General features: G+C 58.3%; 12 protein-coding genes. 5 read left to right on the top strand and 7 right to left on the bottom strand.

Annotation, left to right across the window (positions count from 1 at the left end):
- Positions 1-12: 12 nt before the first annotated feature.
- Complete coding sequence (locus FJ145_06330) at positions 13-594, bottom strand: hypothetical protein (protein ID MBM4261046.1); 582 nt, start codon at positions 592-594, stop codon at positions 13-15.
- 67 nt (positions 595-661) lie between these two features.
- Entirely contained in the window at positions 662-988 is a 327-nt protein-coding gene (locus tag FJ145_06335) for a hypothetical protein (GenBank protein MBM4261047.1), read from the bottom strand.
- Positions 989-1,121: 133 nt separating this feature from the next.
- On the opposite strand from FJ145_06335, the gene FJ145_06340 reads away from it, so the two are divergent.
- Positions 1,122-1,853 (top strand): class I SAM-dependent methyltransferase, encoded by a 732-nt coding sequence (locus FJ145_06340; protein MBM4261048.1) that lies wholly within the window; start codon positions 1,122-1,124, stop codon positions 1,851-1,853.
- Positions 1,854-1,923: 70 nt separating this feature from the next.
- On the opposite strand, the gene FJ145_06345 is transcribed toward FJ145_06340, so the two are convergent.
- The gene (locus FJ145_06345; protein ID MBM4261049.1) at positions 1,924-2,679 is read right to left on the bottom strand and encodes a class I SAM-dependent methyltransferase; all 756 of its coding nucleotides are present in this window, start codon (positions 2,677-2,679) and stop codon (positions 1,924-1,926) included.
- Between the two features lie 71 nt (positions 2,680-2,750).
- On the opposite strand from FJ145_06345, the gene FJ145_06350 reads away from it, so the two are divergent.
- The 4 genes from FJ145_06350 to FJ145_06365 all read left to right on the top strand — a co-directional run bounded on the left by FJ145_06350 (position 2,751) and on the right by FJ145_06365 (position 7,174).
- The gene (locus tag FJ145_06350; GenBank protein MBM4261050.1) at positions 2,751-3,947 is read left to right on the top strand and encodes an efflux RND transporter periplasmic adaptor subunit; all 1,197 of its coding nucleotides are present in this window, start codon (positions 2,751-2,753) and stop codon (positions 3,945-3,947) included.
- Between the two features lie 11 nt (positions 3,948-3,958).
- Positions 3,959-4,633 (top strand): ABC transporter ATP-binding protein, encoded by a 675-nt coding sequence (locus tag FJ145_06355; GenBank protein MBM4261051.1) that lies wholly within the window; start codon positions 3,959-3,961, stop codon positions 4,631-4,633.
- 204 nt (positions 4,634-4,837) lie between these two features.
- Complete coding sequence (locus FJ145_06360) at positions 4,838-5,998, top strand: FtsX-like permease family protein (protein ID MBM4261052.1); 1,161 nt, start codon at positions 4,838-4,840, stop codon at positions 5,996-5,998.
- A gap of 6 nt (positions 5,999-6,004) precedes the next feature.
- Entirely contained in the window at positions 6,005-7,174 is a 1,170-nt protein-coding gene (locus FJ145_06365) for an ABC transporter permease (protein ID MBM4261053.1), read from the top strand.
- A 181-nt stretch (positions 7,175-7,355) separates the two neighbouring features.
- Here the strand turns inward: FJ145_06365 and FJ145_06370 are convergent, their stop codons facing one another.
- The 4 genes from FJ145_06370 to FJ145_06385 all read right to left on the bottom strand — a co-directional run bounded on the left by FJ145_06370 (position 7,356) and on the right by FJ145_06385 (position 12,479).
- Positions 7,356-8,777, bottom strand: a complete 1,422-nt coding sequence (locus FJ145_06370; protein ID MBM4261054.1) for a DUF1501 domain-containing protein — start codon at positions 8,775-8,777, stop codon at positions 7,356-7,358.
- A gap of 20 nt (positions 8,778-8,797) precedes the next feature.
- A complete protein-coding gene (locus FJ145_06375) occupies positions 8,798-9,397 on the bottom strand; it encodes a DUF1800 domain-containing protein (protein MBM4261055.1) in 600 nt (199 codons plus the stop codon).
- A complete protein-coding gene (locus FJ145_06380; protein MBM4261056.1) occupies positions 9,385-11,136 on the bottom strand; it encodes a DUF1800 domain-containing protein in 1,752 nt (583 codons plus the stop codon). The genes FJ145_06375 and FJ145_06380 overlap by 13 nt, the downstream gene beginning before the upstream one ends.
- A 371-nt stretch (positions 11,137-11,507) precedes the next feature.
- Positions 11,508-12,479 carry a zinc-binding dehydrogenase gene (locus FJ145_06385; protein ID MBM4261057.1) on the bottom strand — a complete coding sequence of 324 codons (972 nt, stop codon included), beginning with the start codon at positions 12,477-12,479 and terminating at the stop codon, positions 11,508-11,510.
- Between the last annotated feature and the right edge of the window lie 71 nt (positions 12,480-12,550).

A 12,550-nucleotide genomic window follows, 5' to 3' on the forward strand; every position in this document is an offset into this window, starting at 1 on the left:
CCTCCGAAAGTTCTACTTAATTTCGTAAGGAATATTGGTCGGCCCTTCGATCTGCTTGTAGAGATTGCCTTCCATGCTGTAGCTGCCCTGGAGAACTTTGCCGGCGACCCGTTCGGAGCGCAGGATGACTGCAACAGAACGCGCGGGCCCGCCTTGCTCGGCGTGGATGTCGAAAGGCGGCACCAGGTCGACTTTGCCGGCGTTGCCTTCCGTGACGCTTTCCAATTCAAGTTTGGCGTAGCCTTCTTTGCTGCGGTCGTCGACGCGCCGATAGCGCTCCAGGCTCTCGGTGCCGTCGAGCACGCCGTAGGCTGTCCAGGCGTGGGCGTGATCGTGGATGCCGCCCTTGCGGCCGGGCACGCGGACGACGCCGTTAATCGCGAAGCCGCATTCTTGGTCTTCGTGAAAGAGCAGATTCTTCCGTCCTTCCGTAGACGGCCATGACTTGGACGCCTGGCGGAGCGACGGGTCTTGGACCAGTTCTTCGAGCAGTTGCCGGCCTTTTTTCATACGCGCTTCAGTATCTGGTAGTTCCTTCCACGCCGCGCGCAAGTCCGCAATGAATTTCTCAAAGACAGGAATGTGCTTTCCCATAGCAACCCCCAATGCTCTTTTTCTTGCCTATTGGTAACAAAGCGACTCGGGCCAAGCAACAGTTGAGTTAAAGATGAACAAATGCCCGCACCCAGTTCTTCGGCAGCGCCGTGTGGCCTTGACCGGTGACGTCTTCGGCGAGAAACACATCGCCGGGTCCAAAAACTATCTTGGTGCCGTCGCCGATGCCAATCTCACAGGAGCCAGAGAGCGTAATGCACCATTGGCGCCGCGGTGCGTTGTGCCAGCCCAAGATGTCGCGGTTGTCGTCGTTCTTGAACATCAGCGCTTTCGCGTTGATCGCTTTTAAGAAGAATTCCGAAGCCAGGCTTTGATCGAGATCTTCGAAGTGGGATTTGCCATCGGCACCCGTGTACATTCTGCAAAACTGCATGATTGCCTCCAATCTGTCTGCCTTAGCCGTAGCAGCAAAGGGCGAATTGTTTCAAGTCGATTTAGCCTGAGTTTGACAGCTAACCTAGGGCAGGGTAGCAACAAACAATTGCATTAACGTAGGAGATTTCCAGATGAACGATTCCTGGCAGCAGACTTGGGGTGACCAAGGTTTTATTGAAAACTGGGCAAGCAAAGGCAGTTGGCAGGCGCCGATTCGCGACCCGCAGACGGCGATGGTGCTGCGCATGATTCCGCAGCCTCTCAAAGCACCGGTTCGTGTGCTCGATGTTGGCGCCGGCTATGGTGCGCTGGCCGCGGCGGTGTTGCGTGAACGGCCCAATGCCAAGGCGGTGTGTGTCGACGCCTCGGAAGCGATGTTGAAGCTCGGACCGGACAAAAATCCTGACCTCAAGCAGCGCATGAGCTTTGTTCAAGGATCGCTTGAAACCTCCGATTGGCTCAGGCCTATCACCGGCACCTTCGACGTGGTGATTTCTTCGCGGGCATTGCATCACTTCACGGAAAATCAGCGGCGCCGTTATATCTTTAAAGAACTTTATCCACTCGTAAACAAAGGTGGTTGTTTCATCAACGCCGACAACGTCAAGGGTAACACGAAATCGCTCTCCGACCGCTACCGCCGCGCGCGAGATGAGTATTTGGATCGATATGTTCAGCGCATGAGCGGCGGCAAGACCAACCTCGCCGAAGCTAAAGCCGCCACGCCCAGCAGCTACCACGGTCCCCACAACAACGGCATCCTTGAAGAAGAGCTGCAATGGCTCAGAGATGCCGGGTTCGTCGACGTGGACTGCTTTTGGAAGTTTACGACAATGGTGGTTTATGGGGGATTTAGAGAATAAATGCAAAAATTCAAAGCTAAACAATCGGATGCGATCGAGCGGTTTTGGAGGGTTTTCTAATGTTTAGCTTTTAATTTCTTGCCGTTGCTTTGAAGCGCAAACGCACGTAGTCGGCGGTCCAGATGCCTTGCGCGTCGCATAGCTCTACTTCGAGAGCATTTTTCACCTCTGCTAAATAGCTTTGCCGCTGCGATGCCGCGACCGACTTTGTAAACGGCTGGGCAAAGACCTCCAACCAGCCGAGAATATCTCCGGGTAGTTTGGTTGGGCGCGGGATCAGCTCGATATAGTCCACGGCGAAACCATGGCGGTTTAACAAGGCCGTGTACTCCTGCGGCGCGGGATAAAACCACGGGTCGACGGCCCATGGGTCGATGCTGCGTTGGCGTAAACCGGCGTGCAGCGCGCCGCGAATTTTTTCCACGTTGCCGTGACCGCCAAACTCACCGACGAAGCGACCGCCAGATTTTAGACAAGCTGCCACTCCGCTAACTACTTCCTGGCTGCGCCTCATCCAATGCAGCGCGGCATTGGTGAACACCGCGTCGAAACGATTTTTGAGACTGAGTGCTTGTCCATCCATGGCCAATACGTCGAGGCCGCGCGCTCGCGCTGAGCGCAGTTGGGCGACACTGCTGTCTGTGCCGATCACGCGAGCCCCCGCCGCGGCAATTTTTTCCGTTAGTGCGCCATCGCCGCAGCCCAAGTCGAGAATCCGCTCGCCTGGTTGCGGTGCCAACAGTTGCAGCACCGGCTCGCCCAGGTCGGAAACAAAGCGTGCGTTCTTGGCGTAGCTATCGGGGTTCCAGGTCGTTGTCTTGCCCATGAATGGTGAAAATATCATGGCGCATTCGTCTTGAAAAAGCATGCCTTTCCCAGTTTACTGATAAAATAATCATGGCCACCAAAGACGCCGATCTTTCTTCCCTGCGCATCGATCGAAAGAATACAGTGACAGGTAGCGCGCGACCGCGGCAGCGCTGGGTTCGGCGCATTGTTACATGGGGGCTTACGCTGGTGGCCGTGGCGGTTGCGGCGCACTTTCTTCGCGGTTTCTTGAATCCGCCATTGGAAGTCCAACTGGTCAGCGCAGCGCTCAACTCGCCATCGCAAGCCAATGCCGTGCTGACCGCCAGTGGTTATGTGGTGGCGCGGCGCAAGGCTGCGGTCGCCTCCAAGGGCACTGGGCGTTTGGTTTTTCTCGGTGTTGACGAAGGCGACAAGGTCAAGAAAGGGCAGGTGATTGCGCGCCTCGAAGATGCCGACGTGGCCGCGGCGCGCGCCCGGGCCCAGGAGAATTTGCGCGTCGCGGAAGCCGAATTACACGATGCCAAGCAAACTCTCGAACGCAATCGCGTGCTGCTCAAGCAAGGGGTGATCGCGCAATCGGAGTACGACGGCGCCGATATGCGCTACCGGCGTGTGATCGCCACCATCGAGAGTGCCCGTTTTGGCGTCAAAGAAGCGGATGTCGCGGTCGAGAACACCCTGATCGTCGCCCCCTTCGACGGTACGGTCCTGAAGAAGAACGCCGACGTCGGCGAAATCGTCGCGCCGTTGGCAGGGGCGGCCAGTTCAAAAGCGGCGGTGGTCACCATCGCCGATATGTCATCGTTGGAAGTCGACGCCGACGTCTCCGAGGCCAATATTACTAAGGTGAGCCCGGAGCAGAACTGCGAGATCACCCTCGATGCCTATCCGCAGCAGCGCTATCCCGGCTATGTCACCAAGATTGTGCCCACGGCCGATCGTGCCAAGGCGACTGTGCTGGTGAAGATTCGCTTCAAAGACTACGACCAAAAGGTGCTGCCCGAGATGAGCGCAAAGATCAGCTTCTTAAAAGCCGGTACGGCGAGTGAGGCCGATGCCAAGCCGCTCTTGACGGTGCCGGCAGCGGCCGTGGCAAAGCGCAATGGCCGCGATGTGGTGTTTCAGCTCAAAGATGACCGTGCCGTCGAGGTGCCGGTGAGCCTCGGCCAACGGCTCGGTGCCAACGTCGAGATTCAGCAGGGCTTAAAAGAGGGCGACAAAGTGATCGGAAAAGTCGACGATAAGTTAGCCCATCAAAGCAAAGTCACCCTCGCCGGCAAGTAAGTTTCGCTGCGATGGACGAGCCTCTGATTCAAGTTCAGCATGTCTCCAAGGTCTATCGGCGCGACAGTCTGGAGATTCCGGTGCTGAACGATATCACCTTCGACATCGCCGAAGGGGAGTTTCTCGCCTTCATGGGACCCTCGGGCTCGGGCAAGACGACGCTGCTCAATTTGATCGCCGGCATCGACAAACCCACCGACGGGCGTATTTTGATCGCCGGCACCGATATCAGCGAGTTGGATGAAACCGAACTTGCCGTCTGGCGCTCGCAAAACGTCGGGTTTATTTTTCAGTTTTACAATCTGATTCCGGTGCTGACGGCCGTTGAGAACGTCGAGCTGCCGCTGATCCTGACGCCGCTCTCGAAAGCGCAGCGAAGAGCCCACGCCGAGTTGGCATTGAGCGTGGTCGGCCTGGCCGAGCGCATGCATCACTACCCGCGCCAGCTCTCCGGCGGCCAGGAGCAGCGCGTCGCGATCGCCCGCGCGATTGCCACCGACCCGGCGATACTGGTCGCCGACGAACCGACGGGCGACCTCGACAAGAACTCCGCTGAAGAGGTGCTCAATCTAATGGACCGGCTCAACCGGGAGCTGAAAAAAACCATTCTCATGGTGACCCACGACCCGCGCGCGGCTGAACGCGCCAGGTCGACCAGGCATCTGGAAAAGGGCGAGCTGGCATAACAATCGTTCATCACGAATACGCGGCATAGCAAAAGATTTAACCACAGAGGGCCCAGCGCGGCACAGCCGCAACCGAATCGGATGAGGAATTTAACCGCAAAAGGCGCAAAACTGGGACACGAAGGACACGAAGATCACGAAGGTCAGAGAAGAGAATCAAAAAGTTTTCTCCGCACTTCGTGCGCTTCGTGGTGAGTCATCCAAATGGAACTTGTTCGCTTACTTTTGCGCAACGTGCTGCGCCACAAGCTGCGCAGCCTTCTGACCATTGTCGGTATCGCCATCGCGGTCCTGGCGTTCGGTCTGCTGCGCACGGTGGTGACCGCTTGGTACGCCGGTGTCGAAGCCTCGGCCGCCAACCGCTTGATCACGCGCCACGCGGTTTCCTTTGTTTTTCCCTTGCCGCTCGCCTATCGCGACCGCATTGCGCAGGTGCCCGGCGTCAACAAAGTCACCTATGCCGTCTGGTTCTCCGGCGTCTACATCGACAAGAATCAGTTCTTTGCCCGTCTCGCCGTCGACACCGACACGTTCATGGAGGTCTACTCCGAGTTTCTGGTTCCCAAAGAGCAGTTAGACGTCTTCAAACGCGAGCGCAACGCAACGATTATCGGCGTCGATATCGCGAAACGGTACAACTTAAAATTGGGCGACATCATGACCATCGACGGCGATGTGTTTCCCGGACAATGGGAGTTTGTCGTGCGCGGTGTCTACGAGCCGCGCGACCAGAGCACGGACCCCTCGACTATGATGTTTCACTACAAGTACGTCGAAGAGCGCATGCGCACCGAGATGCCCGGTCGGGTCGGCGAGATCGGCTGGTACATTGTGCGCATCGACAACCCGGACAATTCCGCGGCGATCTCGGCGGAAATCGATAAACTGTTCTCGAATTCGCGGGCCGAGACCAAAACCGAAACCGAGCGCGCCTTTCAGCAAAGTTTTCTCTCCGCTGCCAGCGCCGTCATCACGGCGTTGAATATTATGTCGTTTTTCATCATCGGCATCATTTTGCTGGTGTTGGGCAACACCATGATCATGTCGGCGCGCGAGCGCACCCACGAGTACGCGGTGTTGAAAGCACTTGGGTTTTCCGGTGCCAAGTTGCTTTTCCTGATCACCGGCGAATCGCTAATTCTCGCGCTGCTTGGCAGCGCCTTGGGTTTGTTGGTGACGCTACCAGCTGTGGAAGGCTTTCAGACGGCGCTGCCCAAAGGCTGGTTCCCGATTTTCTTCATCAAACCCGAGACTATTTATCTCGCCGCGGCATCGGGGATATTGGTGGGCGTCGTCGCTTCGTTGATTCCTCTGCGGCGCGTGATGGCGACCAAGATCGTCGACGGATTGCGCCACGTGGGCTAGCCGCCGATGAAAATTCCCTTTCGCTATATTCTGCGCAGCTCCTCGTCGCGCCGTCTGACGGCGGCCTTCACGATTCTCGGCATCGCGCTGGTCGTGTTTGTCTTCACCGCGGTGTTGATGATGGCCAACGGCATCCAGCAGACGCTGAAATCCACCGGCTCCGACGATAACGTGCTCGTCGCGCGCAAAGCGGCGATGAGCGAAATCATGAGCATCATCGACCGCGAGGCAGGCAATATCGTCGTCAACATGCCGCAGGTGGCGCGCTACGGCGACGGCCGGCCGATGAGCTCCAAGGAAGTTGTGGTGATCATTAACTTGGAGAAGATCGGCGCCGAGGGTATTAGCAACATCACCGTGCGCGGCGTCGAGCCGGCGGCGTTCGAGCTGCGGCCGCAAGTCAAGCTCGTCGGAGGGCGGATGTTTCGCTGGGGTGCGCGCGAGATCATCGTCGGCGCCGGTATTACCAAGCGGTTTGCCGGGGCGCAGATCGGCGAGAAGATCAAATTCGGCGGCGACTTTTGGAGTGTGGTCGGCATCTTCGACGCCGAAAAGAGCGGCTTCGATTCCGAGGTCTGGGGCGACTTGAATCAGGTTGCCGATGCCTTCAAGCGCTCGTCGTTCTCGACGATTACTTTTCGCATGAAGAATCCCGACGAGCTGGTCGAGCTGACGAGATCCTTCGACGCCGACAACCGGCTGCAATATTTCGTGCCGAAGCGCGAGAAGAAGTTTTTCGAGGAACAATCGGAGATGATGGCGGCGTTTATCCGTATCCTCGGCGTGTTTGTCACGGTCATTTTCAGCGCCGGCGCGACCATCGGCGCGATGATCACGATGTATGGCTCGGTGGCCAACCGAACCACCGAGATCGGCACGCTGCGCGCTTTGGGCTTTTTTTGCCGCAGTATTTTGCTCGCCTTTTTGGGCGAGGCTTTCGTGATGTCGTTGACCGGCGGTGTTTTGGGTGTCGGCCTGGCGTCGCTGCTGCAGTTCTTTTCGATTTCGACGCTAAACTTTGGATCTTTCACCGAGTTGGCGTTTTCCTTTTCGTTGTCGCCGTCGATCGTCGCCACCGCGCTAGGCTTTGCGCTGTCGATGGGGTTGATCGGCGGTTTCCTGCCGGCGGTGCGCGCGGCGCGCTTGGATATTATCGAAGCGTTGCGGGCGGCCTGAGAAATCAATACAGGCTTGGCACAGTTACATCCAATACCACCATAGACTGAGTCCAGGCAGCATGCCGCGCGAATGGCGCTGCGACGCGGTGTGGCATAACATCACAGATAAGCTGGAGAGAGAAGGGTGAGGTTTCGCCTGCAGGGGCGTCTTGCCCTGCAGGCGAAACGCTGCGTTTGCCTCAGGCCATAAACCCTAGGTTCTTGACGGTGAAGTTATTCAAGTTAGGAAACACGCCGACGAGGTCGGCGTTGCTAACGCCGAACCAGGTTGCCAGGGTTGCGCCCAACTGCTCGACGCTGACCGACGGGACGAAGCGCCCGCGCGCGCTGGTGCCGTTGTCGGTATCGTCGCCGGCGCCGGCGGCAAGGCTCGGGAACACCGTGCCATTGGAGGTCGGCAGGCCGTAGAAATCGCCACCGCGCACCGCACCGCCCATGACGAACTGATGCGATGCCCAGGCGTGATCGGTGCCCAAGGTGCCGTTGGGCACAAAAGTCCGGGCGAAGTCCGAGAGCGTAAAAGTCGTTACTTGGTTGGCAACTCCCAGGTTTACCAGCACGTCATAGAAGGTGGTCATGGCGCCGCTCAGCTGGGCGAGCAGATTGGCGTGGGCCCCGGTGGCAGGGGCGCCGCCGGTAACCTGGTTGGTGTGAGTATCGAAGCCGCCCAGGGAAGCGAAGAAGATTTGCCGTTTCATGCCGAGGGCGTCGCGGATGCTGATCAATTTGGCGATCTGCTCGAGCTGGTTGCCCAAAGATGTGCGGGTTGCCAACGGAAACGGTGGCACGGCTGGGTTGCCGGCGGCGCGGAGCGATTTCTCGATCGACACCGCTTCGCCAGTGACCCGGCTGGCGCCGCGAATCAACGTAAAATTCACGTCATTTTGCAGCAGGTTTTGCAATGCGACGTAGCGCGGATCGGCATCGCGCGCCGCCTGAGTGGCGGGAAAGCCATTGAGCTGCAGCGACGCGTTGAGCGCAGTCGGTGCGGCAGCGATCGCCAACGGCCGTTCGATGTTGCCACTGGTGAAAATCGGCGTGCCGGTGACCGAAGTGATGGGCGGGAAGGTCGTAATGTTTAAATCGCCGGTCCTGTCGGCGATGCGCCCGCCCCAACCGGACGAAGCTTGGCCGTTGGCCACCGAGGTTTGCCACTGATTTTGCTGGTCGGAGTGCGAAAACAAGTTAGCGGGCACTGGCACCGTACCGTTGCGATAGCTGGTGCGGTTGGTTTCGTCCACCAGCGGACCGACGTTGGAAACCACCGCGAGTTGTTTGTTGTTCCAGAGCTGCTGCAAGCCGGTCAGGCTCGGGTGCAAGCCGAAGACGCTGCCCGGCAGCCTGGGTGGCGAAATCTGTAGCAGTTGGTCCTGTGGAATGGCGATGCCAGAGGCCAGCCGCGCGCTGGAGTAGCTCCCATAGTCGGTATAGGGAATGACCATGTTGCCGGAATCGTTGCCGCCGAAGAGGAAAATACAAACCAGCGCTTTGTAATCGGTGGCTTGCGCGAAGGCATTCATGATGCCAAAGCGCTCCATTGCCAGAGTCGCCGCGCCGAAGGTGCCGAGCCGACAGAGAAAATCTCTTCTTGATAGTGCCATGGCGAAGTTCCTCCTCAGGGTTAGCGTTGCACCTGGTATTGCGACGACGTCAGTATCAAGTAGACCGCCGTGCGCACGCGGCCAATGGCGTTGGTCGCCGGTAGCGCCGCCACCGCGGTGCGGATGTTGTTGCGCATTTCGCTCGACATGGAGCCATGCAGCAGCAGGTTGTTGAGCGCGTCGAGCAGCTGGTCGGGGTTGGCCGCCAGCGAATTGAATCCCGTCAGATCGATGGATGTGCCAACCGGCCGGTTGGGCGGCGCCGGGGCAATGGTCGAGTACACCAGTTGATTGACAAAATTGGCCCGCCGCAACGACGTGAGCGAAGAGAAGATGGCAAACTCGGGGCCCACGGCATTTTCGCCAGGAACTCGCGCGGTGGGTGGAAAGTAGTTGAACACCGACGCGGGGTTGAACAGATCTTCGCCCATATCCGCGGTGCCGATGCCGCCGCCGATGTTGTTCAAGACACCGTCGCTGGTCGCGTTGAGCGCGCGCAGTATCGCGGTTTCAAACAGAATCGGCTCGCGCAGTTTGCCGTAGTTCGGTGTGCTCGCCGCATCGCGATTGCCGCCGCGCGCCTCCTGATCGAGCAGGATCGCTTTGATCACCTGAAACAGCTGGGTCGGCGAAGTTTGATTGGCGCGCCAGCCGCCACGATGCGGGCAACATAGGAGGGGCTCGGATTGCTCATCACCAACTGCTGGATCAACAGCTTGCTCATGTACGGCGCCACGTTGGGGTGATAGGCGATGTTGTCGATGGCGTCGTTTAAGTCTTGGCTGGAGGTGCGCCCGGCGGCGAGGGTCAAGCCGCGTAGCAGCACTTTTGAGCCGCGGTCATGGTAAGCCTCGCGGTTTTGCGAGTCGAGGCGCTGCACCATGGGATCACGATAGTTGGGCACCGTCGCGCCGGCCGCCGCGTTGGGATCGGCCGATGGCAGCGCCGGCGCCAAGATCCAACCGGTGAAGACGCGGGAGAGCTCTTCGATGACTTTCTGATCGTAGGTGGGAATCGGATTGCCGTTGTTAAGCTTGCGGGTGCCATCGTCATTGAGCTCGAAGGTGCCGATGGAAAACAGCTGGAGGATTTCGCGGGGATAGTTTTCATTGGGTAGCGACGACCCGCCGCTGCGGCAAACGTTGACATCGGTTTGGCTGGTGCGCTGACATTGACTGTTTAGCATGTCGAGAAAGCGCCCCATGGTCGGGTGCAGTGTCACGTCGTAGAGAAGTTGCCGGAAGTTGCCGAAAGCGTTTCGGTAAAGCAGCTGCTGGTAGCTGCGCATCCAGGCGGGGTAGGGGACGTCGACTTGTGAAGTGACCAGAATTTGGCTGAGGCCGAAGGCAACCCGCTGGCGCAGCTGATCTTGTCCCGTCAGCGCGTTGGTGAAGAAATGTTTTTGCACTTGATAGTAGGTGTAGTTGTCACGCTGACAATCGTCGATGCAGGTCGCCGGCCGGGTGGTCGGCCAGAAAGCTAGATTTGGATAATCCCGCATGGGCGCGTTGAGCTGTTGGTTGATGTAGGCCTCGATGCCGCTGGCCTGAACGGCGGCGGTGAGCGCCGGTGTGGCACCGAATGTGGCCTGTTCGAGGAAGCGCTGCACGTCGGCCGCGTTATTGGTCGTGGGGCTGGTCACGTCGGTCTGATCGCTTGTGCCGTCGGCGTAGTTGACTTGCAGCTTGAAGGTGTTGCTGGCGAATTGTGAGAAATGCAGATTGCCGTTGCCGCCGTTGTAATTATTCAAAGCGATGACCCAGTTAAAACCGTTAAAAGGCGTTTGCCAGACGCCATTGGTGTCGGAGAGAATTCGCATCGCGACGGGGACCGAACGCAAACCGCTTACCTGGATATTGAAATCGGCGCGGCTATCGGGAGTCAACGCGCGCTCGCTGACAACGTCGGGGCCCACTCCAAGAAACGCAGCTTTGAGCGAGGAGGAGGGAGGCGGCGGATTGGTCACATCGGTTTGGTCGGTGCTGCCATCCGCATAGGTGACTTGAAGCGAAAATTTGTTGCTGATGTATTGCGAAAAATAGAGATCGCCGGCGCCGTTGTTATAGTTCGTTAAGCCGATCACCCAGTTGGTCCCGTTGTAGGGGACTTTCCAGATGCCACCGGTATCAGAGAGTATCTGAATAGCGGTGGGCACCGAACGTAGGCCGGTTACTTTTATGTTGAAGTCGGGTCTTTGATCGGGAGTGAGCGCAACTTCGCTGACGACGTCGGCGCCCACGCCCACGTACTGGGCCGCTAGCGCCGCCAAGCTAGCGCTGGCGTTGGATAAACTTCCTAGTAAGAGGATGATTAACCCGCAGAGGCGAGCGCTGCCAGATTTACAAAGCCTTGGTTTCATACGACCTCCTCAAGACGATGCGAATACCGCGCGAAGGTGTTCGGAGTGGGCGCGGAGAACCGAACGGGTATCAAGCTTATGCGCAATCTCAGCCGAAATGTCAATTTAAGTTTGGCGGCGGCAAGATTGCGTCGAGCGACAGCTCCTGTGACTTGCTACCGACTGAATTCGATGTGGCGAGCGTGCAGCAGATGAGCCTTCAGTGATACAAGCTGTTGGCGAAACCAGCAACTACAATGCCAGGGCGCTTATCGCCAGATTTCTCCTGTCATGACGTAATTTGTCGGCCATGGCGATGCAGGGACTTGCCAACACTGTGCGCAGTAAACGTCCTACATTGTGGGCTGCAGCTGAGGCTGAAGCACCTGCAGCTACATGCTCAGCATCACCTTGCCGAAGTGATCGCGACCGTGCAGATATTTTTGCGCGGCGCGGGTCTCTGCTAGGGGAAAAGTCTTGCCGATGCCGACGTCGAAGTTTTTTTCGGCGACCAGTTGTAAGATCGTGTCAAGTTGGGTGAAATCTTCGGGCTTGGCCTTGAGGTGGTTGGTTATGGAGAAGCGGGTTGCTTTGCGCCCTTCGCTCAATGCCGGCATAGGGTCGGGGAGCGCGCCAAAGGCGCCGCCGATCGAAAACAAGCGGCCCCCGGGCGCAAGCACCGTCAAGCTTTTTTGAAAGGCCTCGCCGCCGATCATTTCCAGAACTACGTCGACGCCGCGCTTATCGGTGACACGCATCGCTTCTTCGGCGAAATCATTGGCTGAAACATCGACAGTGACATCGGCGCCGAGCTTGCGCAGACGGCGGCACTTCTCTTCGCTGCCGGAGTTAGCAATTACTTTGGCGCCGAGGTGTTTGGCGATCTGTATTGCTGCGATGCCGACGCCACTGCTGCCGCCTTGCACAAGTAACCATTCGCCCGCCTTAAGGGCTCCGTCGGTCTTGAGGCCAAACCATGCGGTCAGAAAAGTCGTCGGCGTTGCCGCCGCTTGCGCCGCGGTCACACCCTCGGGAATCGGGCGCACTTCGGAGGTTTTGGCAACGGCGTACTCGGCGTAGCCGCCCAGACTCGGATACCCGACTACGCGCTCGCCGACGTGAAACGCACTGACCCCCGCACCCAGTGCGGCAACGGTGCCAGCGAACTCGCGGCCAGGTATCACCGGCAACGCCTCCGCGGCGATTCGATAAGTCCCCCTGCGCAGGCCGATATCGGCGCGGTTCAACGATGCCGCTTCGACTTTGATTAAGACCTCGCCGGCCTTTGGCTCTGGTGTGGCAACGTCTTCATATTGCAGTACGTCTTCGGACTCGCCGAATTGGTGAATACGGATGGCTTTCATAGGTTAGCCTCCTAAGGAGAGATTGCCGTGAGCTTAGACGGGCCGGTGAACCCAAGTCAATGTGCTTGCGG

This window comes from Deltaproteobacteria bacterium, from assembly GCA_016874755.1.
Taxonomy (GTDB): Bacteria; Desulfobacterota; Binatia; order UBA9968; family UBA9968; genus DP-20.